A 25166-nucleotide genomic window follows, 5' to 3' on the forward strand; every position below is an offset into this window, starting at 1 on the left:
GCGTTCAGACCACAACCGGTACTTCGGTCGCGGGGGGCGTATTGCGGCTGCGACGGCAACGGATCAGGCCATCGATCATCACCATCCCAACGCCGGGTATGTCACCCAGTTGCACACTTTCGAGCAGCGTCGCGCCGGCGGTATGCTGGGCGCGATCCATGAAGACGAGATCGGCGGGACGTCCAGTCTCGATCAAACCCTGCTTCAGGCGGCGCTGGCGCGCGGTGTTTCCCGTGGCGAAGCAGAACGCAATCTCAGCAGGTATGTCCGCAAGACTCGAGATCAGCGCGATCATGCGCAGAATGCCGAGCGGCTGAACGCCGGAACCCGCCGGGCTGTCGGTGCCGAGAATGATGCGATGCGGACACTTCAGTTCGATTGCATGGCGTGCCGTCAGCAACGCGATGCGCTCATTGCCGTTGTGCACGATCTCGAGCGCACGGGTGGATTGCTCGCACAGGTCGCACACATGTTTATACGGTAGCGACGTGTGACCGCCGTTGATATGGCCGATGACGTCGGCATCGGCGGCGAGTACGACGTCCTTGTCGATGAGCCCGGAGCCGGGAATCGAAGGGCCGCCCGTGTGGATCGTGCTCTGGATGCCATACTTGCGCGCCCACGCCACCATCTGGCCCGCCTCCTCGCCCGCCTTGACGCTGCCGAGGCCGACCTCGCCCAGCAACGTCACGCCTGCCTCGGCGAGTTCCCTGAAGTCGGCTTCGACCATGCCTTTCTCGATCACGGGCGCACCGGCCAGCACTTTCACTCCACCGCCAACGCCGGCGCCGCGCATGCCTTCGAATGAACGCTGCGCTGTGATCGCCAGCGCTTTCACACCCGTGATGTCTTTGGGGCGGCCCGGCAGATGCACTTCGCCGGCGGAAATCATCGTCGTGACGCCGCCGTTGAGATTCGATTCGATCCAGCCCATCTGGTTCTGACGCGGCGTCCAGTCGCCGAACACCGGATGAACATGCGAATCGATCAGGCCCGGCGCGACGGTCGTCCCGTTGCAGTCGATCGTGGTGCGTGCGCCTTCAAGGTCGCAGTCCTTCGCGTGGCCGATCGCGACGATCACGCCTTCATCGATGACGATCGTATCGGCGTCCAGAACCGGTTTGTCGATGTCGCCGGACAACAGCAGGCCGATATTCCCGACGACGACCTTGCCCGATGTACCCGTCAATGTCTCTGCTGCCATCTGCTTCTCCCTTCGACGTGAGTGCTGCGACCGGAGCCTGCATCCAGAAACCGTCAAACGCTCAGATACGCGCGCCTGACGGTTTCGTTCTTCGCGAGTTCGCCGATCGTGCCGCTAAACCGGATCTGTCCTTTTTCAAGCACGTAGGCGCGATCGCTGACCAGTTCCGCGAAATGCAGGTTCTGTTCCGACAGCAGTATCGACAGCCCGTCGCGCTTCAATTCGAGAATCATGTTCGCCATCTGTTCGACGATGACGGGCGCAACGCCTTCCGACGGTTCATCGAGCAGCACGAGATACGGATTGCCCATCAGTGTGCGCGAGACCGTCAGCATCTGCTGCTCGCCGCCGCTCATCTGGCCGCCCGGCCGCCTCGGCATTTCGCCGAGATTCGGAAACAGGCGAAAGAGCTTTTCGGGCGTCCAGTGCGGTGCGCCTTCGCGCGGCGGCTGACGGCCGGCATCGAGATTCTCCATCACCGTGAGATCGCTGAACACGCGCCGGTCTTCCGGCACGAAACCCATGCCGAGGCGGGCGATGCGATACGGCGGCAACGTCGTGATGTCCGCGCCGCGGAACGTCACCGAGCCCTGCTTGCGCGGCAACAGCCCCATGACCGCTTTCATCGTGGTCGATTTGCCTGCCCCGTTGCGGCCCATCAGCGCGACGACTTCGCCACGCGCCACTTCAAAGCCGACGTCGAACAGAATGTGAGCGCGACCGTAGAACGCGTTCAGGCCGGATACTTTCAGCACAGGTTCGCTCATCGCGGCGCTCCCGCTGCGGGTCCGTTTCCCGCAAGCGACGCGCGCGGCTGGAACGTCTTGCCGGTGCCGAAATACACTTCCTGCACGTGCGCATCGTTACGTATCGTATCGGCGTCGCCCTCCGCGATCAGCTTGCCGCGCGCGAGCACGATCATCCGGTCGGCGCTCGCGAAAACGACATCCATGCTGTGCTCCGTGAACAGCACACCGATCTGGTGGTCGGTGGCGAGACGCCGCGTGAGCGCCATCAGATCGCTGCGTTCTCCCGGCGCCATGCCGGCGGTAGGTTCATCCATGAGCAGCAGCTTCGGACGGTTCGCCAGTGCAATCGCCAGCTCGACGCGCTTGACGTCGCCATAGGCGAGCACGCCGCATGCGCGATGCGCGTCGTCGGCCATGCCGACCTGTTCGAGCAGGTGCAGGGCTTCATCCGCGAACCACGACGAGGCTGCTTTCCATAACCCGAAGAGCTTTCGTTCGCGGGAAACGAGCGCCATCTGCACGTTTTCGAGCACCGTCATCGAATTGAAGGTCGCGGCGATCTGGAACGTGCGGCCCACACCGAGCCGCCAGATATCGCGTGGCCGCCTGCCGACGAGTTCATGTCCGTCGAACACGATCGATCCCGCCGACGGCCGGAGTTGCCCGTTGACCATATTGAAGCAGGTCGATTTGCCCGCGCCGTTCGGACCGAGCAACGCAAGCAGTTGCCCTGCTTCGAGATCGAACGAAACATCGTCGACGGCCTTTAATCCGCCGAACGATCGCGAAAGACCGGATACGCGCAGCAGGCTCACAGACCCTCCTTCATCGCGGCACCAGGCGTTTTAGTAGTCGCCGCGCCGTTTCGCGTGCTTTCGTCATCGTCGCCAAAGCGGTCGCGGATAAAGCCGACGATGCCTTGCGGAAACGCGATCACCAGCAGCAGGATGGTGACGCCGAGCAGCGCCTGCCAGTAATCCGTCTGACGCGCCACGGTGTCCTGCAGCCAGGTAAACACGGCCGCGCCGACGATCGGCCCGGTCAACGTCTGCAGACCGCCTAGCAGGACCATTACGAGGCCGTCGACCGAGCGGCTGATGCTGATCACTTCCGGTGAGATCGTGCCTTTGGAAAAGGCGTACAGCGATCCCGCAAGACCGCAGAAGAGCGAGGCAATCACGAACGCGACCCATTGCACACGCTTCACGTCGATGCCGATCGCCTCGGCGCGCAGCACGGAATCGCGCGATGCGCGCATCGCGTAGCCCAGCGGAGAAAACAGCATCCTGCGCAACAGCCACACGCCGATCGCCGCGCACACCAGCGTGAGGTAGTAATACGCCACGGGCGACGACAGCCAGTTCGACGGCCACAGGCCGAGAATGCCGTTGCTGCCACCCGTCACGTCGTCCCACTGAAAGACCACGGACCACACGATCTGTGCGAATGCGAGCGTGAGCATCGCGAGATACACACCGGAGAGCCGCACGCAAAACCACCCGAAAACGAGCGCGCCACCCACGGCAAGCAATGGACCCAGCAGCAACGCCGCTTCCATCGGCAGATTCAGAACCTTGAGAAAGAGCGCGGCGCCGTAAGCGCCGAGCCCGAAATACGCCGCGTGACCGAACGAATGCATGCCGCCCGGTCCCATGATGAAATGCAGGCTCGCCGCGAACAGCACGGCGATCAGGATTTCAACGAGGAGTACCGGCATATACGGAAACACGCCGGCGCCAAGCGGTGCGACGGCAAGTACGACCAGCGTAGCGACAGCCAGCACGCGCAGGCGCCTGCCCGCCGGGCGTATCGGCGCCTCGGCGGCGGCCATTCCGCGCACTGCGGCCGTCGCACGGCCAAACAGGCCCCAGGGGCGCACCACCAGCACGATCGCCATCACGACAAAGTCGGCCACCAGCGTGAACTTGCTTAGCGAAAGATCGATGCCGCCGATCGACACGTGACCGATCCCGATACACAGTGCCTTGATTTCCGCGATCAGCAGCGCCGCGACGAACGCACCGGGAATGGAGCCCATGCCGCCGACCACCACGACCACGAACGCGTTGCCGATGGTTTCAAGGTCCAGCGAAAGATTCGCCGACATGCGCGGCACCTGCAACGCGCCGCCAAGGCCGGCGAGAAACACACCGACAAAGAACACGCCGGTAAAGAGCCACGCCTGATTGATGCCGAGCGCGCCGAGCATCTCGCGGTCCTGCGTCGCGGCACGCACGAGCGTGCCCCAGCGCGTGCGCGTGAGGCCATACCAGAGCGCCAGCAGCACGAGCGGACCGATCACGATCAGCGCGATATCGTAGGTTGGCAGTGGATGCCCCAGCAGATCGACGGCACCTGCCAGATGCGGTGCGCGCGGACCGAACAGATCCTCCGGCCCCCAGAGCCACAACGCGGCGTCGCGAAAGATCAGCACAAGGGCAAACGTCGCGAGCAGATGAAACAGTTCGGGGGCGCGATAAATCCGCCTGAGCACGATCATCTCGACCAGCGCGCCGAGTACGGCAACGACCAGTGCGGCCGCGAACACCGACAGCCAGAATCCGGCCGACGTCGCGCCAAAGCGGCTCGTGATGCTGTACGCCACGTAAATGCCGATCATGTAGAACGAGCCATGCGCGAAATTGACGATGCGCGTCACGCCGAAGATCAGCGACAGTCCCGCCGCGACGAGAAAGAGCGCTGACGCATCGGCCAGTCCGTTGACAAGTTGTACCAGCAGATTCGAAAGCATCGTCGCCCTTAACGGCCTTGCAATTCGGCGCCATCCAGGCGCATCGGGAACATCCCGTTTCCCCCGACACGCTAACAGCGAAATTAATCAGCGCAAACCGTCTTCGCCCTTGATCTCGCTAACCTGCAATCCGCCGATGCGGGCAAGCGGTCGCCCTGACGACGTCACCGCGACGGCCACGACGATTTCATTCGCACGCGGCGCGTCCGGCACACGCGCTTCGATGGCGTCGAAATGACTGCGCACGTAGGCGGCGTCTTTATGACCGAGCGGCACATCGATCGCGGTGCCGAGCGTGCCCATCTTTTTCGCCGACGGCACGAGCGCCGCGCCTTTTCCCACCGCGACGCGCAACGGCGCGCCCAGTTTCGGATGAAGCACCGCTGCCGCGTGTTCGAGTTCACCTGCTTCGCCGACGATCGCGGCCTTGCCATAGCTTTGTGCATCGCCTGGGCTGATGCCGAGCGCTTCGACACACTTCTGGCCGAGCAGGCCGCCCAGTTCCTCGCCTGCGGCGATCAGCGTATCGAGGTTCTGTTCGTAACGTCCCGCATACGGATTTTCCATCACCGCGATCGCAACCGCGCGACGCGTGGGCGGCTCGACGGCCTGGCCCATTTCGACACGCGTTTCCTCGACCTGCACGACCAGCTTGCGAAGCTTGACTGTCATTTCGATCTCCATCGATGCGTCTGATCCAGCGCTGTCTAGCGCAGTCCGTCTTTTCCCGCGATCGCCTCTTTGGAAAGACCGCCGACTCGTGCGTGCACACGCTGCCCCGTGCTCATCGCGAGGATATAGACGATTTCGTTTGCCGCCGGCGAACCCGGCACGCGCACTTCGATTGCATCGAAATGGCTGCGCACGTAGCTGGCGTTGACGTGTGTGAGCGGTACATCGAGCGCGGTGGACGGCGCACCCACTTTCTTGGTGGAAGGCACGATCGCGTTCGTCGGCACGCCGTTCTTCTCGAGCAGTTCGCGCATCGCGTAACCGCCCGGGACGTGCCATAGCGCGCCATGTTCGAGTTCACCCGCCGCGCCGACGATCGCACCCTTGCCATAACCTTCGATCGACGCATGCGGGACGTTCATCGCCAGGAGCAGCCGTTGTGCGAGATCGAAACCGATCGGCTTGAGGGCTTCCATCGCGTGCTGGATTTCCGCTTCATAGCGGCCGGCGAAAGGATTCGTCATCACCGCGGCAATCGCGCCGCGGCGCAACGGCTTCGCCGGCGCGGGACCGAACTCGTGGAAAATGTCTTCGACGTGCGTCAGCACGCGGCGTATTTCGAACACGGGGCCTCCGTCTCTGGAATGATGCGTCGCATGCCATTCGTGCAGGCGACAGGCACGGCTGGGGTCGACGCGCCGCGATCCATCACGCCCACGACTCGCGCGCGTCGTTGCAGAAATAGCGCCGCGCTTACGATCAAACCGCACTCGCGCAGACGCGCCGCTTCGCGTGCGCCGCTCGCGAGTGCGAAATCGATCAGCGGTTGCGGCAACGGCGGTACGCCGGCCGTAACCAGCATGTCGCCAAGATCGCTGTCGTCCTTTAGCGAGGACGCCGGACGCCGCATGATACCGGCATGATCGAGATTGACCGCGTTGGCGATCATCGTGGCCGCGGCATCGGCATCGGCCGCCGTGCGGGCTAGCACCGTCACGCTGTCCGCGATGCCAAGGCTGAAGCTGCGGCCGCGCCAGCCGCTCGTTGCGATGCCGCGAACCGGCTGCGTCGCATCGAGTGTGAGATTTGCGTCGAACGATTCACGCGCATCGAGCGGGGTGCCGTCAAACACGGCCAGATCGCTGAAAACGCCGACGCGCCACGTCACCCCTTCGGTCAGATGCAGCGCGATGTCACCCCCGTTGTTGATGAACCCGCGCGAAATGCCCGGCTGCCGGAACGATTCGATCAGCTCGTCGGCCACGCTGCCCGCGACGGCGGCCATCGGCGTGATGTAACGCGCACGGTGCGCATGACATGCCTGCCACATGCGGCGTGCAACGCTGCCTGCGCACGGGTTGTCACTCTCAACGGCATCCGGCGCCAGCGGCGCCCTCAGCACCGCGAGTTCCGACACGAGTTCCGCGAGCACGGTCGAGAACCGCTGCCAGCCCGCCTCGTGCGCGAAGTGCAGCGTGGCTTCGTCTCCATCGGCGGCGACGATCAGGTCGATCGGTCCGTGCTGCCAGTGCCAGCGGCGGTCGTCGAGTTGCATGCGGGTTGCGTTCATTGCATGGGTCGCCTGACAGGACAGGAATAAATGCGCCTAACCCAGCATCGGCGGTTTGCCGAGCGGCCACGGATTGGCGGCGTTGCGCGCCATGGTGCGGCGCGCGAGCGGCGCGCCCTCCAGATGATCCGGCCCGTTCGCCAGCACGCTTTCCAGCGACCGGACCGCTTCGAGATGCCCCCCCAGATCGCGATAGGCATCGAGCGTCATCGAAAACTCGATCGGCGCGACGATCGCGGGCGTCGGCACCGTGCCGAACGAACGTTCGGGCATGCGCGCCACGTCCACCATCACCGTGATACCGCCGCCCGGCCAGACATAGGCCGGCGCACCGCCGCAGGTCACGTTCACGAGGCGCTGCTTGATGGCGCGCGTCAGCAGCACGGGGTTTTCGGTCGCGCCCGCGCGCAGGCTGCCGCCCGCGCCGCCGATAAACAATACCGTCGCAAGCGATGGCTCGCAGTTCTCGCCGATACGCTCGACAGTGCGCCGCACGACGTCGGGCATCGTTGCGATCCGCGGCACGAGATGCTGATCGAGTTCATACCATTGCGCGTGCTCGCCGGTTGTGGACACCATCAGAAAGCGCATGCCCGGGCGCGCTATCGCGGGATCGAAACCTTCGATGATCGCAAGCGGGTCCTGAATGTCCGTGCCACCCCAGCCCGTGCCAGGATTGGCAACCTGAAAATAGCGGCCAGGCGTCGATTTACGTCCGCGAATCCGGAGCCCCGAGCGCTCCATGCCGAGACAGCGGCCGGCCTGGTGTTCCGTGAGCACGCCGGTAATGTGATCGTCGACGACGACCACTTCGTCGACATGCCCGAACCACTGCCTGGCGAAAATGCCGATGGTCGCCGAGCCGCAGCCGACGCGCATCCGCTGTTCCTCCACGCCATCCACGATGGGTGCGGCGCCTGCGCGAATGATGAGGCTCGCACCGCCGTCGATCGCGAGTTCGACTGCCTGTTTGTTGCCGAGCGCAAGCATCATGTCGCACGTCACGCGCCCTTCCTTCTTGCTGCCGCCCGTCAGATGATGCACGCCGCCAAGGCTCAGCATCTGCGAGCCATATTCGGCCGTCGTCACGTGACCGACGATCTCGCCGTTGCAACGCACGTTCGATTGCTCGGACCCGAGAAAGCGGTCGGTGTCGATCTTTACCTTGAAACTGCAGTAGCTGAAGATGCCTTCGGTCACCACGGTGACCATATCGACATCGTCGAGTTTCGACGACACGATGAAAGGCGCGGGCTTGTAGTCAGGATAGGTCGAGGATGCGCCCACGCCCGTCACGAACAGCGCCTGCTCCTGCTCGTCAGGCTGCGCCCCGGCGAGCGACGACGAAGACGAAGCGGCGCCAAACGCGACCGCCGGCTTTTCGGCACCGGATACCGCCGCGCGCGACACGAACACCACCGGATCGACGCGAATCAGTCTGCCCTGCGCGTTCGCGTAACGATCGCACGCACCGGTGCGGCCGTCGGAGATCTGGCACAGCACCGGACACGCGTTGCATTCGATCTTGTTCGACGCCATCCGCTCGCTGCGCGGCGCCGACTTTTCGAGCACGGTGGGACCCGGCGTCGACGCAACTTCGCCATCGACACGCTCTGCACCGAAATCGACCTTCGTATGTTCAGTCATGGCGGAGTTCCATACGACGACATTACAGGGTCCTGCCCGGTTGACGAAAACCCCCTGTTTCAGGGCACTTTCGTATGATGCGCATCCGGTCTGATTGTGTTTGATGTTGCGTTCACTCACCGTTCGTGTAGTATCCGCTACACCAATTCTGGTTGAAATCTACCTGATCAAAATTGACTGCGCAACGCCTTTTGCCCGCAGCGAGGGTTGTTGCAGCGCGCCATCGCAGTCACGACTGACACCCTTGCTTACATTCTGATAGGCCCTGACGAGCTTGCCCATGAGCACACCCGCTGCACGCAAACCGGGCGCGACCGGCATCCGCGCAAAACAGGCGCAGGACACGCGCGCGAAGATTCTTCGTGCCGCCATCAAGGTGTTTGCGAAGCAGGGCTATGCGAGCGGTCGCATCGAAAGCATTTCGAAGACCGCGAAGTCGCACGACCGGATGATCTACTACTACTTCGGCAGCAAGGAGCAGTTATTCGTCGAAGTGCTGGAGACCATCTACTCGCAGTTCAACGAGGCCGAGAGCAGGCTCGATCTCGATCTGGACAACCCGGCGCGCGGACTCGCGCAGATGATCGAATTCGTCTGGCAGTATTACCTCGATCATCCGGAATTCGTCACGCTGCTGTCGAGCGAGAACCTCCATCAGGGCAAGCATTCGAAGAAGTCGTCGAAGCTGCGCGAGATTTCCGGTTACGCGATTTCCGTTGTCGCCAGGGTACTGGACGCCGGCAAGGCGAAAGGCGTGTTTCGCGAGAGCGTCGAAGCGCGCGACGTGTACATCATGATTGCATCGCTGGGGTATTTTTATAACGCCAACCAGTACACACTCGGCGCGTTTCTCGGCGAAGCGTTGATGGACAAGGCAAAACTCGCGCACTGGCGCGAGGTGATCACGGAGACCGTATTGCGGGCAGTGCTGATACACGTGCCGGTCGAAGATGCGGCACGTACGGCGGCGGCACGGACGCCCGCCGCCTGATACGCGTTACGGTTTTGCCGCAGCGGCGGCATCTTCCTCGCCGAACAGCTTGTCCGCGAGATGGAACGCGGAATTCGCGGCCGGCACGCCGCAATAGATCGCCGTCTGCATCAGCACTTCCTTGATCTCGTCGCGCGTGACGCCATTGTTCTTCGCGGCGCGCAGATGCAGGGCCAGTTCTTCGACCCGGTTGAGCGCGACCATCATCGCGATCGTCAGCAGGCTGCGCGTGTGGCGCGGCAATCCTTCACGCGTCCAGATTTCGCCCCACGCATAGCGTGTGATGAGATTCTGGAACTCCGAAGTCAGCTCGGTGCGGTTCACCAGCGACCGGTCGACATGTGCCTCGCCCAGCACCGCGCGCCGCACATCGAGGCCCGCTTCGTAGCGTTCGTCATCGGTCATGGTTACTCCGCCAGAAAGTCGAGCACGGTCTTCGTGAAGACGTCGGCCTGCTCGATGTTGGAAAGATGCGAGGCGTCGAGCTCGACGTAGCGCGCACCCGGGATGGCCCCGGCCAGCTCGCGTCCCTGCGCCGGCGTCGCGGCAAGATCGTGCGTGCCGGAAATCACCAGCGCCGGCACCTTGATGCCGGGTGTTTCCGGACGCAGGTCGGCGGCGTCGATCGCATCGCAGTTCGACGCGTAGCCTTCGTTGTCCGTATGCACGAACACATCGCGAATCTGCGCGAGCACCAGCGGCTCGCGCTCGAAAAAGCCCGCCGTGAACCAGCGCGGCAGCACCGCATCGGCGAGCGCCAGCATGCCTTCGCCACGCGCGCGCGCCGCACGCGGCACCCACACCTCGGGCGAGCCGATGCGCGCCGCCGTGTTGCACAACACGACGCGATCCAGACGGTCGCCGTGCCGCGCCGCGAGACCGACGCCCGTCAGGCCGCCCATCGAAAGGCCGCAGAAATGCGCGCGTTCGATCTTGAGCGTGTCCATCAGGCCGAGCACGTCGCCCGTCAGTTGTTCGATCGTGTACGGACCTTGCGGCGCAGCGGAGTGACCATGACCGCGTGTGTCGTAACGCAGCACGCGAAAGTGCTTCGAGAACGCGCCAACCTGTGGCGTCCACATCGACAGGTCGCTGCCGAGCGAGTTGGAAAACACGATCCACGGGGCGTTGCTGTTCTGCTCGCCGTCCACACGATAATGAAGCTCTGTGCCATTCACTGCGGCGTAGGGCATTGCCGTTACTCCTGATGGTTGGCGCGATCCGCGCGCGCGGTGTAAAGAGCCAGCGCGGCGTCCACATACGCGTGCGCCTGGCCGACATACTGTGCGGGATCGAGCAGCCGTTTCAGCTGCGCGACCGGAAGGTGCTGCGTGACGTTCGAATCCGCGGAAAGCACCTCGAAGAGCGACTGGCCCGACTGCACGGCCGCTTTCGAAGCGTGCTCGACGAGATGATGCGCGTCGAGCCGGCCGATCCTGTCGCCGAGCGCGAGCATCACCGCTTCGCCGAGAATCAGTCCATGCGTGACTTCGAGATTCGCCGCGAGACGTTCGATGTTGACGTCGAGGCCCGCTGCGATCTGTTCGATGTTCGCGAGCGCGCCGCCCGCGAGGCGCGCGAGGTCGGGCAACGCGTCCCACTCGGCCTGCCAGCCGCCGAGCGCGCGCTCGTGTTCCTGAACCATGCCGGCCAGCACAGTGGCGACGAGCCCCGGCGCGCGCGCGGCGGCCGTCAGCACGGCCGCGCAGCCGACAGGATTGCGCTTGTGCGGCATCGTCGATGAGCCGCCTTTTCCTGCTGCAACCGGTTCGCCGAGCTCACCCAGTTCGGTCTGCATCTGCAGCGAGATATCGCGTGCGATCTTGCCGAGCGTGCCGATCAGCATGCCAAACACGGAAGCCGTTTCCGCGATGCGATCGCGTTGCGTATGCCACGGCAGCGTGGGCACCTGCAAGCCGAGGTCTTTCGCCAGCGCCTGCGTAACAGCCGGCGCCGCGTCGCGCAGACTCGCGAGCGTGCCCGCCGCGCCGCCGAACTGCAGCACGAGCACGCGCGCGCGCAACGCGTCGAGCCGGTCCTGATGACGCAGCAACGCATCGAGCCATTGCGCGAATTTCAGACCGAGCGTGATCGGTAGCGCCTGTTGCAGCCACGTGCGGCCGATCATCGGCGTCGCGCGATGCGTGCGCGCGAGCGCGGCGATTGCGTCACAGGTCGGGCGCAGCGTCGCGTCGAGCAGGTCGAGCGTGTCGCGCAGTTGCAGCACCGTCGCGGTATCGATGATGTCCTGACTCGTCGCGCCCCAGTGCACGTATTTCGACGCTTCCGCATCCGCCGCTTTCACACGTGCGGTGAGCTGCCTGACGAGAGGAATCGCGAGATTGCCGCCAAGCGCGGCGTCGCGGGCGAGCGCGTCGGCGTCGAGCTGATCGGCGTGACACGCCGCTTCTATGGCGGCCACGGCCGCGTGCGGAATGACACTATGGGCCGCCGACGCGCGCGCAAGCGCCGCTTCGACGTCGAGCATCCGCTGTAACGTGGCGCGCGGCGACCAGAGGTCGTTCATCGGCTGCGTACCGCAGATAAGGCCCGTCAGGCGGGCGCTGGCTTCGAGCATGGTGGCGTCAGCAATCGAAGAAGAGAACGAAAACCGCGGTGCAAGCAACACGCGCGGCGCGAGGCGTCATTGTCGCCGGGCGCCGCGCGACCGTCACGCCGTGTTTACGCTGCGCTGGCGGCGGCCCGCGTGGCGTCGATGAGCGGAACGCCCGTCAGCTTCTCGAGTTCGTCGAAGCCGATATCGGAGCAGATCTCGCGCACGGCAAGCCCTTGCGGCGTCACGTCGATCACGGCGAGGTCCGTATAGATACGGTCGACGCAGTTCACGCCCGTCACCGGATACGTGCATTCGGCGGCGATCTTGCTCTCGCCCTGCTTCGTCAGATGTTCCATCATGACGTAGACCTGCTTCGCGCCGATCGCCAGATCCATCGCGCCGCCCACGGCCGGAATGGCGTCGGGTGCGCCGGTGTGCCAGTTCGCGAGATCGCCCTTCGCCGATACCTGGAACGCGCCGAGCACGCAGAAGTCGAGGTGGCCGCCACGCATCATCGCGAACGAATCCGCGTGATGGAAATACGCGCCGCCCGTCAGCAGCGTGACGTGCTGCTTGCCGGCGTTGATGAGTTCGTCGTCTTCCTCGCCTTTGGCGGGCGCCGGGCCCATGCCAAGCAGGCCGTTCTCGCTGTGCAGGAAGATTTCCTTGTTCGCGTCGAGGTGATTGGCGACGAGCGTCGGCACGCCGATACCGAGGTTCACATACGCGCCTTCAGGAATATCCTGCGCGACGCGCTTTGCCATTTCATCGCGGGTCAGTCGTTTCATGTTGTGTCTCCTCTCACGCCGCGGCGGTTTGCCGGGCCGCTTGCGGCACCGCGATCACGCGCTGCACGAAGATGCCGGGTGTCACGATCACTTCCGGATCGAGCGCGCCGAGCGGCACCACTTCCGATACCTGCGCGATCGCGACCTTCGCCGCGCTTGCCATGACCGGACCAAAGTTGCGTGCTGTCTTGCGGTACACCAGATTGCCCCAGCGGTCGCCCCTGAGCGCCTTGATCAACGCGAAATCGGCATGCAGCGGCGCTTCAAGCACGTAATGCCTGCCGTCGATCAGACGCGTTTCCTTGCCTTCGGCGAGCTTCGTTCCGTAACCCGTCGGCGTGAAGAAACCGCCGATGCCCGCACCCGCCGCGCGGATACGTTCGGCCAGATTGCCCTGCGGCACCAGTTCGAGTTCGATCTCACCCGCGCGATAGAGCGCGTCGAACACATACGAGTCGGTCTGGCGTGGAAACGAGCAGATGATCTTGCGCACGCGCTTTGCCTTCAGCAACGCGGCGAGGCCGATGTCGCCATTGCCGGCGTTGTTGTTGACGATCGTGAGTTCGCGCGCGCCCTGCCCGATCAGCGCGTCGATAAGCTCGGACGGCATGCCAGCCGTACCGAAGCCGCCGATCATGACCGTGGCGCCGTCGTTGACGTCGGCGACCGCCGACTGAAGTGATTCGAAAATCTTGTTGATCATGCCAGTTCCCTGTTGGACGCCTTGCGCCGCGCTGCTTCAGGAAGCTGCATGGCACCGTCTCCGCGTCGTGTTGACTGCGCGCCGCCGGGTTCCGGATACGCGCCACATGCCCGCTATGTGCTGGTCTGTCCGTGACTGCTGTTTTACCGATTTGTTCTATATACGAACAACGATTCGTTTAGCGAACGTTCTGGCGCATTATGGCCGGCATCCCGCAGGCCTGTCAAGGCGGGGACTTTCATCATCTACCTTGCGCGGCAAAAGGCAAGGCAGCGCACCGGGCAGGCGCGGCGTGGGCGCTTCCCCCAATATGCGGCAAGGCGATTTTGCCGTTATCGTGTATGCGTCTTGCCGATAATGGTCCGTGGCCGTCATGCCTGAACTCGATCTGAACCTGATTCCTTATCTCGTCGCGATGGAAGACACGCGCAACGTGAGCCGCGCCGCCGAACGCCTCGGCGTGAGCCAGCCGCGCGTGAGCACGGCGCTCGGACGTCTGCGCGAGTACTTCGGCGATCCGCTCTTCGTGCGCACGTCGCGCGGGATGGAGCCGACGCCCCGCGCGCTCATGCTGATACCGGCCGCACGCGAGGCGCTGAGCCGCATCGAAAGCGGACTGATCGATTCAGAGGAGTTCGACCCCGCCACGTCGACGCACACGTTTTCGATCGCGCTCTCCGATGTTGGCGAAATCGTGTTTTTGCCGCGTCTTTTGCAGCTGTTCGCGCAGCGCGCGCCGCACGCGAACCTGCGTTCGGTGACGCTTACGCCCGCTCACGTCGAGCGCGGACTCGAATCGGGCGACGTCGATCTGGCCGTCGGATTCTTCCCGGATCTGTCGGGGAACAACTTCTTTCAGCAACGGCTCTTCACGCACCGCTTCATCTGTCTGATGCGCACCGGCCATCCGCTCGCGAAGACGCTGACCGTCGAACAGTTCATTGCGTGCGGGCATGCGGTCGTGCGCTCCGAAGGACGCAGCCAGGAAGTGCTCGAGCAGTATCTGGAGAAAAAGCGCATCCGCCGGCGCGCCGTGCTGGAAACACCGCACTTCATGAGCCTGCCGTTCATTCTCGCGCGCACCGACCTGATCGCGACGGTGCCGCACGCGATCGGCTTCGCGTATGTGACGGAGCACGCGTCGATCACGATCGTCGAGCCGCCGATGCCGCTACCGCGTTTCGATTTGCGGCAACACTGGCATCGCAAGTTTCATAACGACGCACGCGTGGGCTGGCTGCGCGGCGCCGTATCGGAGCTGTTCAACGATGCGATGGACGAATGGCCCAGGTAACCGGTGACGGCCTTTCGCAAAACATGGAACAATGACCGGCAGACATGAACTGACAGGAGCCGCGGATGACCAGAACAACGAAAACTGACGAAGCCTCCATTCGTCCCACGCGCGAGGAAGCGGAAGCAGCGGTCCGCGTGCTGCTGCGCTGGGCCGGCGACGATCCGGCGCGTGAAGGCCTGCTCGATACGCCAGCGCGCGTGGTGCGTTCCTACGAGGAGTTTTTCGCCGGCTACACCGTCGACCCGAAAGAACTGCTGGCGCGCACGTTTTCCGAAGTCGACGGCTACGACGAAATGATCGTGCTGAAAGACATCCGCTTCGAAAGCTACTGCGAACATCACATGGTGCCGATCATCGGCCGCGCGCATGTGGCGTATCTGCCGGAACGTCGCGTCGTGGGCATCTCGAAGCTCGCGCGCCTCGTCGATGCATTCGCCAAGCGTCTGCAGATCCAGGAAAAGATGACCGTGCAGATCGCCGATACGCTCAACGAGGTGCTGCAGCCGAAGGGTGTCGGCGTGATTCTCGAAGCGTCGCATCAATGCATGTCGACGCGCGGCGTCCATAAGGCAGGTGTCGCGATGGTCACGTCGCGCATGCTCGGCACGTTCCGCACCGATCCTTCGACACGGCGCGAGTTTCTGTCGATTGTCGGAAATGCGTCGACGGTCAGCGTGGCGAATACCTGAGATTGACGCGGTGTTCACGCGCTTGCGCGCCTTCGTCCACGCACGAGGCCGTCCATGCTCGCCAGCAACACCGCACCCAGCACGCACGCCACGCCGCCCAGTTGCGCGACGCTCACGGGCTCGTGCAGCAGCCACGCAGCGAGCGCGACAGACGACACCGGCACGAGCGCTGTCGTCAGGCTCGCTTCCGAGCCGCTGATCCGCGCGGCGCCCGCGTACCAGAGCACGAAGCCGGCCACGGTCGGCACGAGCGCGTAGTACACGACGCCGGCAATCGCCGCGCTGTCGACGTGCCCGCGCCAGGGCGCTTCGAAGAGCGCCGGCACGACGGCCACCGCAAAGCCGATCCCGCTCATCAGCGCCGATAGTTGCAACGCCGGGACCGGCGTTGACAGCTTGCGGTTGAGCAGGATGAACAGCACTTCGCAGAAAACCGCCGCCAGCACGAGCGCATCACCCACCAGCGCGCGGCTGTTCCTCGCCCCTTCGATGTCGTCGAAACGCACCGTGCAGGCCAGCACGCCGGCCGTCGCGAGCAGGATCGCGCCGATCAGCGCGGGACGCGGCCGCTCGCCGAACGCGATCATCGCGACGCCCGCCGTGACGGCAGGCAGCGTGCCCGCGATAACGCCCGCGTCGGCGGCCGAAGCGAGCTTCATGCCGCTGATCAGGAACACCGTATAGCCGACGCTGCCGGCGCCCGCCTGCGCGATCACCAGCATCGTGTCGCGCCGGTTCAGACGCGGGAACGTCGCGCCGCGCATGCGCATGATCGCGACGAGCAGGGGAAACGCAATCGCGAAGCGCAACGCCGTGGCGCAGAAAGGCGGCAAGCCGGCCGCGATGGTCTTGCTGACCACCACGGTGCTGCCCACGCCGATCATCGCCAGCGCGCAAAAGAGATAGCCAGTCGATCGTGAATTCATGCTGCGTCCTTGTCCGCTGATTGATGTGACGCAGCGTAGGACACGCGCGAACGCGCGTCTTGAATGAAATTGCAGCGTGAGACGAATGGATGCGCGGCAGCACGCCGCGCGGTATGACGCTCAGGAACGCCGCATCGCCGCCGCGTAACTCGCGGGCGTGACGCCGAGCAGGCGCACGAACGCGCGCGTCATGTGGCTCTGATCGGCGAAGCCCGCGCCAGCCGCGGCATCGGCGAGCGCGCTGCCGGTCGCGATCAGCCGCCGCGCGAGCGCCACGCGCCGCTGCATCCGGTAAGCGTGCGGCGGCAGGCCGAGTTCCCGCGCGAAACCGCGCAACAGCTGGAAGCGGCTCATCCCCGCTTCGGATGCCAGATCGGCGAGCGTCAGCGCGGAAGCAGGATCGTCGTCGATGCGCACCTTCGCGCGTGCGATCGGCGCGGCCGCGAGGCGCGGCGGCGTGAGCATCGTATGATGCGCGCCGACATGGGCAAGCAGCGCGACGAGCGCCTCTTCGCGCGCCATGTCGCAGGGACTCGCGGCATCGTCGACAGCGGCTGCGAACAGGCGTTCGAACCGTATCTTGAGCAACGGATCGTGCGTGACGGGCTGCGTCAGTTCGACGTCGCGCGTGAACGTCTGCGTCAGTTCGCCCGCTGCCTCGAACATCAGCGCAGGCGCGAAGTAAAACATGTGCCACGCACGGCCGCGCGCGTCGAGCGGACTGCCGTCGTGGACTTCGCCGGGATTGCAGGTGATCACGTCATTGGCGAGCGCCTCGACCGGACCGCGTCCGCTCGCCGAACGCTGCCCGCCGCGCACGATCACGCCGATACCGAAACCGTCGTGCGAATGGCGTGGAAACGCATGCGTCGTTTCGGCGACCGTCGCTTCGAGGCCGTCGATTGCACAGCGAACCATCTGGACGCGGCCGCGCTGCATGCCAGTCTCAGCCGCGAGGCCAATGCGACGCGCGAATGCATGCGGGCAGGCGCGGCGACATCAGCGTTTGCCCTCGTCGCTGCGCTCGCCTTCGCGGATCTTGCCCTGCGACACGCTGCTGCCCGGCGGCACGCTATGCGTGAGCCACACGTTGCCGCCGATCACCGAGCCCTTGCCGATCGTCACGCGACCCAGAATCGTCGCGCCTGCGTAGATCACGACGTCGTCTTCAACGATCGGATGGCGCGCATTGCCCTTCACGAGCGAGCCGTCCACATCCGCCGCAAAACTTTTCGCACCAAGCGTCACCGCCTGGTACAGGCGCACGCGTTCGCCGATGATCGCCGTCTCGCCGATCACCACGCCCGTGCCGTGATCGATGAAGAAGCTCGGGCCGATCGACGCGCCCGGATGAATGTCGATGCCGGTGGCCGAGTGCGCGATCTCGTTGATGAAGCGCGCGAGCAGCGGCACGCCGAGCCGGTGCAGCGCGTGCGCGAGACGGTGATGCGTCATCGCGCCCACGCCTGGATAGCAAAGCAGGATTTCGGTGATGTGCTGCGCGGCAGGGTCGCCCGCGAACGCAGCGTGAATGTCGCTCACGAGCAGCGCGCGAATGCCGGGCAACTGCTTGCCGAATTCGCGTGCGACATCGAATGCATGCACGCTGAGTTCGACGTCAGGTGTCTGTGCGTATTCCGGCAGAAATCGCAGCGCACGACGGATCTGCTCGGCCAGCAACCGCAGCGTGCTTTCAAGCGTATGGCCGACGTAATAGTCGACGCTTTCATCCGTCAGGTCGGGCGCGCCGTAGTGCGTCGGAAACAGCGCCGCGCGCAGGCCCGCGACGATATTGATCACGCCTTCGCGCGAGGGCAGTTCGCGGATGCCGCGCGGGTGGCGCGTTCGATGCAGTTCTTCGCGCGACGCCCGCAATTCGGCGACGATCTGTTCAAGGCCCCAGTTATGGGAAGACACGTTTGACATGAGGACGGCACCCGCACGGGAGTGCGGTTCGAAGTGAAGTGTCCCCAAGATTACCGCGTTTTTTGTCTGCCCGCGTAACGCGCGCCGGGACAGCGCACCAGGCCGCGCGGCAGTCAGATCGTCACGCTGCTCGCATCGATCCAGCGCACGGCCCAGTCGCGTGCGTGTGCGATCGCGGAAGCTTCGTCAGAGAAGCGGAGATCGACGGGGAAAAAACGATTGGCGACGAGCTCGCCGTCGCTCGAGCGCGAGATCACGACATAGGGTTGATACATGCCGTCGCCGGAACGCGCCGGCGCACAGTTCAGCAAGTAGCCACGATGTGTGAATGCAGCATCGAAGTGCATGAGTCACCCGCTCCTGACTGCCTCGTAAATGATATGAGCGACGACGCGTGGTGTTCTGCTTCCGCCAGACCACCGGCGGCCGTTCTTCAATACGCCAATACGCGCCATCTCGTTCGGACTAAGATCATACTCTGTAGAAAATGCGTGTTCTACGGAAAAAAAGCAAAAAGTTACGGCACACGCGGATGACCCCGGCGGCACCCTTACCCACATTGAAAGTGCGGCTGCCGGAACGGGTCTTGCTGACGGAACAGCCAGGTATTCCACCTGATCGTTCCTGAATGGAGGTAGCGTCATGAACAGCACCGACGTAAAGAAACCGCAGGGCGACACCGCGCATGCCGCGGCAAAAAGGCCGCTCAGCGCCGAGATGCATAACGATCGCACACACGACAGCACCGTCGACACCGACGGCAAGAATCATGAAGCGGCACGAATTGCCGGGCACGGAGCGATCAGCCCGGACGAAATGACCTGTAGCAATGCGTCACTCGACGACAGCGTGCCGGACATGCTCGGCGACATCGCCGGCTTCGATAGCCGCGTCGGCGGCAATCATCTTCTGCTGGCGCTCGAACCGGGATGCACGCTCGTCGACAAGGGCATGGTCGCACCTGAAAAAGCCTATGACATCGACTATCAGTTCGACGACCCACGCACGGTTGCAGAACGTCGGCAGCGCGGACGCATTCACTACGCGTTGAATCATTTACGGCCGGCGCGTGTGATCGAACTGCAGCGTGGCAAGTAGACTGCATCCGTCTGTTGTGTTTGATTTGCCCGCGTGTCGCTTGCGGCACGTGGGCTTTACGTTTTACCCGTGTTTGATTCGTGCCCGGTGTCGATTGCCCGCGTCATGGCGGAATTGATATCTCCCGGTTTCCCATTCCCCATTTGTGGAGTATCAGCATGAACAAGGTTGTCGTCATCGGTGCAACGGGCACGCTCGGTCAGGCGGTCGCAAGCGAACTGAAGACACGGCATGAAGTCATCGAAGTGGGCGCGACGCGCGGCGCGTATCGCGTCGACAGCACAGACCCGGCAAGCGTCGAGAAGCTCTTTCGCGAAATCGGCAAAGTGGACGCCGTGGTCACCACGACCGGCAAGGTACACTTCGGCCCGCTCACGGAGATGACCGTGGAGCAGTTCTGGACCGGTCTGCGCGACAAGCTGATGGGCCAGATCAACGTCGTGCTCGGCGCACATCAGTACATCAACGATGGCGGCTCGTTCACGCTCACAAGCGGCATCCTCGCCGACGAACCGATCCGCCTCGGCGCGAGCGCGACCTCGGTGAATCTGGCACTGGAAGGTTTCGTGCGCGGTGCGGCAATCGAGCTGCCGCGCGGCATCCGCATCAACGTGGTAAGCCCGACCGTACTCGAAGAATCGATGGAAGGCTATGCGCCGTTTTTCCGCGGCTTCGAACCGGTAAGCGCGAAACGCGCGGCGCAGGCCTATCTGCGTAGCGTTGAAGGTGCGCAGACCGGGCAGATTTATCGCGTCGGCTACTGAACCGGCGCGGCGTGACGTCGCGCGTTTTTAGTCATGTAGTTCACGAGACGGCGGTCGTATTCCCATGAGGGATGCGACGGCCGTCGCGTAGCCGCGCATCGCGTGAACGGCGCTCAGTGAATCTCCGGCTCGCCATTGGGCTTCGCGCCGCCGCGTTGCAGGAAGTCGAAGTCGCAGCCTTTGTCCGCCTGCAGCACATGAACCTGATGCATCGCTCCGTAACCCCGCTCGAAGCGCGGCGCCGGCTGGACCCACGCGGCCTTGCGGCGCGCGAGTTCATCGTCCGGCACGAGCACGTTCAGCTTGCGTTGCGGCACGTCGAGTTCGATCAGGTCGCCGGTCTGGATCAGCGCGAACGGTCCACCGATGAACGACTCCGGCGCGACGTGCAGCACACATGCGCCATAGCTGGTGCCGCTCATCCGCGCGTCGGAGATGCGCACCATGTCGCGCACGCCTTTCTCCAGCAGCTTCCTCGGGATCGGCAACTGGCCCCACTCCGGCATGCCCGGTGCGCCGACCGGCCCCGCGTGCTGCAACACGATCACGCTGTTTTCGTCGATATCGAGCGCGTCGTCGTCGATGCGCGCCGCCATGTCGTTATAGTCGCGGAACACGACCGCGCGGCCGGTGTGCACGAGCAGCTTCGGATCGGCCGCACCCGGTTTGATCACCGCACCGTCGGGTGCGATGTTGCCGCGCAGGACGGCAAGGCCGTTGCCGGGCAGAAGCGGCGCGGCGCGACTGCGGATCACGTCTTCGTTGAAAATTTTCGCGTCCGCGATGTTCTCGCCGATCGTGCGGCCATTGACGGTTTTCTGCGAGCCGTCGATCAGGTCGCCGAGTTCGCGGAGCATCGCTGGCAGGCCGCCCGCGTAGAAGAAGTCTTCCATCAGGTACGCGCCGGTCGGACGGATGTTCGCGAGCACCGGCGTGCGGCGCGAGATGTCGTCGTAGCGCTCGAGCGTGAGTTCGATGCCCGCGCGTCGCGCCACCGCGATCATGTGGACGATCGCGTTCGTCGAGCCGGACAGCGCGAGACACGTCGTCACCGCGTTGTCGATCGAACCGGTCGTGAGAATGTCCGACGGCTTCAGGTCTTCCCACACCATCTCGACGATCCGCATGCCGGTCTTCGCCGACATCTGCGCATGACGGGAGTCCGGCGCGGGAATCGACGCGAAACCCGGCAACGTGAAGCCCAGCGCCTCGGCGGCGCTCGTCATCGTCGATGCCGTGCCCATCGTCATGCAGTGGCCCGGCGAGCGTGCGATGCCGCCTTCCACGCCCTGCCAGTCTTCTTCGGTGATCTTGCCCGCGCGCAGGTCGGCCCAGTATTTCCACGTGTCGGAGCCCGAGCCGAGCGTCGCGCCGTTCCAGTTGCCGCGCAGCATCGGGCCGGCGGGCAGGTAGATGGCGGGCAGGTCCATCGAGATCGCCCCCATCAGGAGCGCGGGCGTGGTTTTGTCGCATCCGCCCATCAGGACGACGCCGTCGGCGGGGTACGAGCGCAACGTCTCTTCGGCTTCCATCGCGAGGAAGTTGCGATAGAGCATCGTGGTCGGCTTCTGGAACGGCTCGGCGAGCGTCTGCACCGGTAACTCGATGGGAAAGCCGCCGGCCTGCCAGATGCCGCGTTTCACCTCTTCCACACGCTGTTTGAAATGCGTGTGGCACGCGTTCATTTCGCTCCACGTGTTGAGGATCGCGATCACCGGCTTGCCGGCGTATTCCTCGCGGCTGAAGCCCATCTGCGCCGTGCGCGAACGATGGCCGAACGACCGCAGGTCGTTCACGCCATACCAGCGGTGGCTGCGCAGTTCTTCAGGTGTCTTTCGTCTGGCCACGCTCTCTCCAGCAACGTCCTGACTACGTACGGCGCGGCGCGTGCTGGAGCGGCCGTCAGGCCTTCTGCTGCTTCCCACGCGACACGATCTGCGTCGGGCTCACGAACTGCAATGCGATCAGTACCCAGATCAGCGTGATCGCCATGTAGATCATCGCCATCGCATCGATCGATTGCGGTGCGCGAACGCCCGTCGAGAACACAGCGTAATACAACGCGACGACAAGCGTCTGCGTGGCGGGCCCCGCTGTAAAGAACGTCAGCTCGAACATGCCGATGGTGCGCACCAGCACGAGCAGCCCGGCGGCCAGCATGCCGGGCACCAGCAGCGGCAGCAGCACGTAGCGGAAGTAGCGGAACGTGTTCGCGCCAAAGATGCGCGCCGCCGATTCGAGGTTCGGATCGATCTGCTCGATGAACGGCGTCATCACGAGAATCACGAACGGCAGCGCCGGCACCAGATTCGCGAGAATCACACCGGAGAGCGTACCGGCCAGACCGACCTTGTACATCACGGTCGCCATCGGAATGCCGTACGTCACGGGCGGCACCATCAGCGGCAGCAGGAAGATCAGCATCGCAACCCGCTTGCCGGGGAACTGGACGCGAGCGAGCGCATAGGCCGCCGGGACGCCGAGCGCGACCGACAGCAGCACCACTGCGCCCACGACCTCGACGGTCACCCACAACACGTTGGCGAGCTGGAAATCGCTCCACGCCTGCGCGTACCAGTGCAGCGTGAAACCCTGCGGCAGCGGCGTGCCGAACCAGCGCGTGGCGATCGAGTTGACCGCGACCGTCGCGATCAGCAGCACGACGTTCAGCAGGAAGAACACCATCGCGCCCCATACGAGCACTTTCCACAGACGATCGGGCAGACTCGTGCGCTGCCGGCCCGAACGCTGCGTGCCGTCGTTGCCGCTCTTGCGGTTGCCATCAGCGGGCCACGGATGCGTGGCGTGGTGATCGGTCGTCATCAGCCCTTCCCTCCCGTCACCGGTCCGCTGTAGAAGAAGCGGCGCGCACCGAGCATCCCCGCGACCACCAGCAGCTGCACGAAACCCATCACCATCGCGATGGTGGACGCAAGCGAATAGTCATAGCTTTCGAACGCCGCTTCGGCCGCGGCAATCGACATCACGCGCGTGGGCCCCGCGGGCGCACCCAGCAGCACCGCCGACGGAAACACCGAAAACGCCTGCACGAACGACAGACACGCGGCCATCGTGAGGCCCGGCACCAGCAAAGGCAGATAGATCTGGCGAAACTGCTGCCACGGACTCGCGCCGAGCGTGGCCGCGGCGCTCGCGAGCCGCGGATCGATACCTGTGACGTATGACAGTGTGAGCAGAAACGCGAACGGAAAGCCCGATACGATCAGCGAAATCAGCACGCCCCAGTAGTTATGCGTGAGCCGCACTTCGTCGGAATACAGATGCATGCCCTGCAACGCCTGCGGGAACCAGCCGTTCGGGCCGAAATACGTCAGCATGCCGTCGGCGATCAGGACCGTGCCGAGCGTGACCGGAATCACCAGCAGTGTCGTGACGAACTTCTGGTAGCGCGAATCGCGACGCAACGCGAACGCGACCGGAATCGACGCGCCGACGTTGATCAGCGTCGCGGGCACCGCGAGCTTCAGCGTGACGATGATCGTCGGCCACATCGACGTGTCGGTGAAGAACGTCGTGTAATTGGCCCACATGCTGCCGCCGTTCGTCGGCTGGAACGACAGCACCAGACCGTACGCGAACGGATAGATGAAGAGCGCGAGAATGAATATCAGCGCGGGCGTGACGAGCCACGCGCGGGTATCGCGCGGCGCGGGTGGCGGTGAGAGCGTGACCGCGTTCATTGCACCGCTCCGTCATACACGAGCGTGCGCGAGGGCGGCACACACAGGCTGATGCGCTCGCCTTCGCTGAATTCGCCCGGCAGTCGCGCCCACAGTTCACCGAACACCGTCTTCACACGGATCAGCGAATCGCGGCCGCCGTATTCGACGGTCAGCACGTCGGCGTCGAACGCGTTCGGCGTGCCGGGCGCGGCGCGCTCCATATCCTCCGGACGCAGCGCGACGCTCACGCGCTTGCTGTTGAACGCTTCCATCGGCGTGCCGATGAGCCGCACGCCGTTCGCCGTCATCGCGACGCCTTCGCCCTCCATGCCTTCCAGCGTGAACTCCGCGACATTGCGATAACCCATGAAGCGCGCGACATGCAGATTCTTCGGCCGTCCGTAGACTTCCTTCGGCGTGGCGACCTGCTGCACGATGCCTTCTCTCATCACGACAATCCGGTCGGCCATCGAAAGCGCTTCGTCCTGATCGTGCGTGACGTAAATCGTCGCGCGTTCGAGCTGGCTGTGAATGCGGCGGATTTCAGCACGCATCTCAATGCGCAGTTTGGTGTCGAGATTCGACAGCGGTTCATCCATCAGAATGAGCGGCGGCTCGATTACGATCGCCCGCGCAATCGCCACACGTTGCTGCTGGCCGCCGGAAAGCTGTCCGGGAAGCTTGCGCTCATGCCCGACCAGTTGCACGAGCTGCAGCGCTTCGCGCGCCCGTCGCACGGCTTCGCTCTTCGCGACGCCGCGCATCTTCAGACCGAAGCCCACGTTCTCCAGCACCGACATATGCGGAAAGAGCGCGTAGTTCTGGAACACCATGCCGAAGCCGCGCTTTTCGGGCGGCAACACGTCGATGCGCCGGTCGTCGAGCCAGATGCCGCCGGCCGTCAGCGGTTGAAGCCCGGCGATGCAATTGAGCGCGGTGGATTTGCCGCAACCGGAAGGCCCGAGCAGCGCGATGAATTCGCCACGCTGGATGTTCAGGTCGAGCCCCTGCAACGCAGCAACCGCGTGACCCTCGGCGTTCGTGAAGCTGCGGCACACCGAATCGAGGCGCAACTGCTCAAAGTGATACTTCATGACAATTTCCTGAAGCTGGCGGCGGGGCGGGGCCGGGGGGGCGCGGCCGCGCGCCA

26 protein-coding genes are annotated in these 25166 nt (G+C 64.2%); 5 read left to right on the plus strand and 21 right to left on the minus strand.

All coding sequences use genetic code 11. From position 1 onward, the window contains the following. Positions 1 to 4: 4 nt before the first annotated feature. From LPA34_RS24510 to LPA34_RS24545, 8 genes are all read right to left on the minus strand, one after another. Complete coding sequence (locus tag LPA34_RS24510; RefSeq protein WP_228983352.1) at positions 5 to 1204, minus strand: amidohydrolase family protein; 1200 nt, start codon at positions 1202 to 1204, stop codon at positions 5 to 7. Between the two features lie 53 nt (positions 1205 to 1257). Beyond that, the gene (locus tag LPA34_RS24515; protein WP_228983353.1) at positions 1258 to 1971 is read right to left on the minus strand and encodes an ABC transporter ATP-binding protein; all 714 of its coding nucleotides are present in this window, start codon (positions 1969 to 1971) and stop codon (positions 1258 to 1260) included. Beyond that, positions 1968 to 2768, minus strand: a complete 801-nt coding sequence (locus LPA34_RS24520) for an ABC transporter ATP-binding protein (RefSeq protein WP_228983356.1) — start codon at positions 2766 to 2768, stop codon at positions 1968 to 1970. Before LPA34_RS24520 ends, LPA34_RS24515 begins: the two co-directional genes overlap by 4 nt. Then, a complete protein-coding gene (locus LPA34_RS24525; RefSeq protein ID WP_228983358.1) occupies positions 2765 to 4705 on the minus strand; it encodes an ABC transporter permease in 1941 nt (646 codons plus the stop codon). The genes LPA34_RS24520 and LPA34_RS24525 overlap by 4 nt, the downstream gene beginning before the upstream one ends. Before the next feature lie 87 nt (positions 4706 to 4792). Further along, positions 4793 to 5377, minus strand: a complete 585-nt coding sequence (locus LPA34_RS24530; RefSeq protein WP_228983360.1) for an amino acid synthesis family protein — start codon at positions 5375 to 5377, stop codon at positions 4793 to 4795. A 35-nt stretch (positions 5378 to 5412) separates the two neighbouring features. Continuing rightward, positions 5413 to 6003, minus strand: a complete 591-nt coding sequence (locus LPA34_RS24535; RefSeq protein WP_228983365.1) for an amino acid synthesis family protein — start codon at positions 6001 to 6003, stop codon at positions 5413 to 5415. Further along, a complete protein-coding gene (locus LPA34_RS24540; RefSeq protein WP_228983368.1) occupies positions 5979 to 6947 on the minus strand; it encodes a UPF0280 family protein in 969 nt (322 codons plus the stop codon). Before LPA34_RS24540 ends, LPA34_RS24535 begins: the two co-directional genes overlap by 25 nt. Before the next feature lie 36 nt (positions 6948 to 6983). After that, positions 6984 to 8594: a 6-hydroxynicotinate reductase gene (locus LPA34_RS24545; protein ID WP_228983371.1), complete on the minus strand. Its 1611-nt coding sequence runs from the start codon at positions 8592 to 8594 to the stop codon at positions 6984 to 6986. Positions 8595 to 8874: 280 nt separating this feature from the next. Here LPA34_RS24545 and LPA34_RS24550 point away from each other — a divergent pair, with 280 nt between their 5' ends. Beyond that, the gene (locus tag LPA34_RS24550) at positions 8875 to 9585 is read left to right on the plus strand and encodes a TetR family transcriptional regulator (protein ID WP_228983373.1); all 711 of its coding nucleotides are present in this window, start codon (positions 8875 to 8877) and stop codon (positions 9583 to 9585) included. A gap of 6 nt (positions 9586 to 9591) precedes the next feature. Here the strand turns inward: LPA34_RS24550 and pcaC are convergent, their stop codons facing one another. The 5 genes from pcaC to LPA34_RS24575 all read right to left on the minus strand — a co-directional run bounded on the left by pcaC (position 9592) and on the right by LPA34_RS24575 (position 13633). After that, on the minus strand, positions 9592 to 9990 hold the full coding sequence (gene pcaC / locus LPA34_RS24555; RefSeq protein WP_228983376.1) for a 4-carboxymuconolactone decarboxylase: 399 nt from the start codon (positions 9988 to 9990) through the stop codon (positions 9592 to 9594). A gap of 2 nt (positions 9991 to 9992) precedes the next feature. After that, on the minus strand, positions 9993 to 10778 hold the full coding sequence (gene pcaD, locus LPA34_RS24560; protein WP_228983379.1) for a 3-oxoadipate enol-lactonase: 786 nt from the start codon (positions 10776 to 10778) through the stop codon (positions 9993 to 9995). Positions 10779 to 10783: 5 nt separating this feature from the next. After that, complete coding sequence (locus LPA34_RS24565; protein WP_228983381.1) at positions 10784 to 12163, minus strand: 3-carboxy-cis,cis-muconate cycloisomerase; 1380 nt, start codon at positions 12161 to 12163, stop codon at positions 10784 to 10786. 104 nt (positions 12164 to 12267) lie between these two features. Beyond that, positions 12268 to 12930 carry a 3-oxoacid CoA-transferase subunit B gene (locus LPA34_RS24570; protein ID WP_228983383.1) on the minus strand — a complete coding sequence of 221 codons (663 nt, stop codon included), beginning with the start codon at positions 12928 to 12930 and terminating at the stop codon, positions 12268 to 12270. Positions 12931 to 12943: 13 nt separating this feature from the next. Continuing rightward, positions 12944 to 13633: a 3-oxoacid CoA-transferase subunit A gene (locus LPA34_RS24575; protein WP_228983386.1), complete on the minus strand. Its 690-nt coding sequence runs from the start codon at positions 13631 to 13633 to the stop codon at positions 12944 to 12946. Between the two features lie 373 nt (positions 13634 to 14006). On the opposite strand from LPA34_RS24575, the gene LPA34_RS24580 reads away from it, so the two are divergent. Together LPA34_RS24580 and folE are read left to right on the plus strand one after the other, a co-directional pair. After that, on the plus strand, positions 14007 to 14927 hold the full coding sequence (locus LPA34_RS24580) for a LysR family transcriptional regulator (protein WP_228983390.1): 921 nt from the start codon (positions 14007 to 14009) through the stop codon (positions 14925 to 14927). Positions 14928 to 14992: 65 nt separating this feature from the next. Continuing rightward, the gene (folE, locus tag LPA34_RS24585) at positions 14993 to 15619 is read left to right on the plus strand and encodes a GTP cyclohydrolase I FolE (RefSeq protein WP_228983391.1); all 627 of its coding nucleotides are present in this window, start codon (positions 14993 to 14995) and stop codon (positions 15617 to 15619) included. 14 nt (positions 15620 to 15633) lie between these two features. Here the strand turns inward: folE and LPA34_RS24590 are convergent, their stop codons facing one another. The 4 genes from LPA34_RS24590 to LPA34_RS24605 all read right to left on the minus strand — a co-directional run bounded on the left by LPA34_RS24590 (position 15634) and on the right by LPA34_RS24605 (position 18818). Further along, entirely contained in the window at positions 15634 to 16545 is a 912-nt protein-coding gene (locus LPA34_RS24590; protein WP_228983392.1) for a DMT family transporter, read from the minus strand. 120 nt (positions 16546 to 16665) lie between these two features. Next, positions 16666 to 17484 carry an AraC family transcriptional regulator gene (locus LPA34_RS24595; RefSeq protein WP_228983393.1) on the minus strand — a complete coding sequence of 273 codons (819 nt, stop codon included), beginning with the start codon at positions 17482 to 17484 and terminating at the stop codon, positions 16666 to 16668. A 60-nt stretch (positions 17485 to 17544) separates the two neighbouring features. Then, positions 17545 to 18471, minus strand: a complete 927-nt coding sequence (epsC, locus tag LPA34_RS24600; RefSeq protein WP_228983394.1) for a serine O-acetyltransferase EpsC — start codon at positions 18469 to 18471, stop codon at positions 17545 to 17547. Positions 18472 to 18584: 113 nt separating this feature from the next. After that, positions 18585 to 18818: a hypothetical protein gene (locus tag LPA34_RS24605; RefSeq protein WP_090538000.1), complete on the minus strand. Its 234-nt coding sequence runs from the start codon at positions 18816 to 18818 to the stop codon at positions 18585 to 18587. Between the two features lie 295 nt (positions 18819 to 19113). On the opposite strand from LPA34_RS24605, the gene LPA34_RS24610 reads away from it, so the two are divergent. Beyond that, entirely contained in the window at positions 19114 to 19569 is a 456-nt protein-coding gene (locus tag LPA34_RS24610; protein ID WP_228983396.1) for a DUF3005 domain-containing protein, read from the plus strand. 158 nt (positions 19570 to 19727) lie between these two features. Further along, on the plus strand, positions 19728 to 20333 hold the full coding sequence (locus tag LPA34_RS24615; protein ID WP_228983397.1) for a short chain dehydrogenase: 606 nt from the start codon (positions 19728 to 19730) through the stop codon (positions 20331 to 20333). 113 nt (positions 20334 to 20446) lie between these two features. On the opposite strand, the gene araD is transcribed toward LPA34_RS24615, so the two are convergent. The 4 genes from araD to LPA34_RS24635 are packed head-to-tail and all read right to left on the minus strand — an operon-like array spanning position 20447 to position 25110. Further along, positions 20447 to 22180, minus strand: a complete 1734-nt coding sequence (gene araD, locus LPA34_RS24620) for an L-arabinonate dehydratase (RefSeq protein ID WP_228983399.1) — start codon at positions 22178 to 22180, stop codon at positions 20447 to 20449. Positions 22181 to 22235: 55 nt separating this feature from the next. Then, complete coding sequence (locus LPA34_RS24625; RefSeq protein ID WP_228983400.1) at positions 22236 to 23156, minus strand: ABC transporter permease; 921 nt, start codon at positions 23154 to 23156, stop codon at positions 22236 to 22238. Next, positions 23156 to 24034, minus strand: coding sequence for an ABC transporter permease (locus tag LPA34_RS24630; RefSeq protein ID WP_228983401.1), 879 nt, complete (start codon positions 24032 to 24034; stop codon positions 23156 to 23158). Before LPA34_RS24630 ends, LPA34_RS24625 begins: the two co-directional genes overlap by 1 nt. Continuing rightward, complete coding sequence (locus LPA34_RS24635) at positions 24031 to 25110, minus strand: ABC transporter ATP-binding protein (protein ID WP_228983402.1); 1080 nt, start codon at positions 25108 to 25110, stop codon at positions 24031 to 24033. Before LPA34_RS24635 ends, LPA34_RS24630 begins: the two co-directional genes overlap by 4 nt. Positions 25111 to 25166 lie beyond the last annotated feature (56 nt).

It is taken from the genome of Paraburkholderia gardini (assembly GCF_907164575.1).
Taxonomy (GTDB): domain Bacteria; phylum Pseudomonadota; class Gammaproteobacteria; order Burkholderiales; family Burkholderiaceae; genus Paraburkholderia; species Paraburkholderia gardini.

Coding starts and splice junctions, on each gene's coding strand:
- LPA34_RS24595 (WP_228983393.1), bottom strand. CDS start 17,484: ATGCAGCGCGGCCGCGTCCAGATGGTTCGCTGTGCAATCGACGGCCTC.
- LPA34_RS24545 (WP_228983371.1), bottom strand. CDS start 8,594: ATGACTGAACATACGAAGGTCGATTTCGGTGCAGAGCGTGTCGATGGC.
- LPA34_RS24575 (WP_228983386.1), bottom strand. CDS start 13,633: ATGATCAACAAGATTTTCGAATCACTTCAGTCGGCGGTCGCCGACGTC.
- pcaD (WP_228983379.1), bottom strand. CDS start 10,778: ATGCCCTACGCCGCAGTGAATGGCACAGAGCTTCATTATCGTGTGGAC.
- pcaC (WP_228983376.1), bottom strand. CDS start 9,990: ATGACCGATGACGAACGCTACGAAGCGGGCCTCGATGTGCGGCGCGCG.
- LPA34_RS24610 (WP_228983396.1), top strand. CDS start 19,114: ATGAACAGCACCGACGTAAAGAAACCGCAGGGCGACACCGCGCATGCC.
- LPA34_RS24580 (WP_228983390.1), top strand. CDS start 14,007: ATGCCTGAACTCGATCTGAACCTGATTCCTTATCTCGTCGCGATGGAA.
- folE (WP_228983391.1), top strand. CDS start 14,993: ATGACCAGAACAACGAAAACTGACGAAGCCTCCATTCGTCCCACGCGC.
- LPA34_RS24615 (WP_228983397.1), top strand. CDS start 19,728: ATGAACAAGGTTGTCGTCATCGGTGCAACGGGCACGCTCGGTCAGGCG.
- LPA34_RS24635 (WP_228983402.1), bottom strand. CDS start 25,110: ATGAAGTATCACTTTGAGCAGTTGCGCCTCGATTCGGTGTGCCGCAGC.
- LPA34_RS24590 (WP_228983392.1), bottom strand. CDS start 16,545: ATGAATTCACGATCGACTGGCTATCTCTTTTGCGCGCTGGCGATGATC.
- LPA34_RS24525 (WP_228983358.1), bottom strand. CDS start 4,705: ATGCTTTCGAATCTGCTGGTACAACTTGTCAACGGACTGGCCGATGCG.
- LPA34_RS24530 (WP_228983360.1), bottom strand. CDS start 5,377: ATGACAGTCAAGCTTCGCAAGCTGGTCGTGCAGGTCGAGGAAACGCGT.
- LPA34_RS24630 (WP_228983401.1), bottom strand. CDS start 24,034: ATGAACGCGGTCACGCTCTCACCGCCACCCGCGCCGCGCGATACCCGC.
- LPA34_RS24605 (WP_090538000.1), bottom strand. CDS start 18,818: ATGCACTTCGATGCTGCATTCACACATCGTGGCTACTTGCTGAACTGT.
- LPA34_RS24570 (WP_228983383.1), bottom strand. CDS start 12,930: ATGAAACGACTGACCCGCGATGAAATGGCAAAGCGCGTCGCGCAGGAT.
- LPA34_RS24540 (WP_228983368.1), bottom strand. CDS start 6,947: ATGAACGCAACCCGCATGCAACTCGACGACCGCCGCTGGCACTGGCAG.
- LPA34_RS24565 (WP_228983381.1), bottom strand. CDS start 12,163: ATGCTCGAAGCCAGCGCCCGCCTGACGGGCCTTATCTGCGGTACGCAG.
- LPA34_RS24515 (WP_228983353.1), bottom strand. CDS start 1,971: ATGAGCGAACCTGTGCTGAAAGTATCCGGCCTGAACGCGTTCTACGGT.
- LPA34_RS24510 (WP_228983352.1), bottom strand. CDS start 1,204: ATGGCAGCAGAGACATTGACGGGTACATCGGGCAAGGTCGTCGTCGGG.
- LPA34_RS24550 (WP_228983373.1), top strand. CDS start 8,875: ATGAGCACACCCGCTGCACGCAAACCGGGCGCGACCGGCATCCGCGCA.
- LPA34_RS24625 (WP_228983400.1), bottom strand. CDS start 23,156: ATGACGACCGATCACCACGCCACGCATCCGTGGCCCGCTGATGGCAAC.
- epsC (WP_228983394.1), bottom strand. CDS start 18,471: ATGTCAAACGTGTCTTCCCATAACTGGGGCCTTGAACAGATCGTCGCC.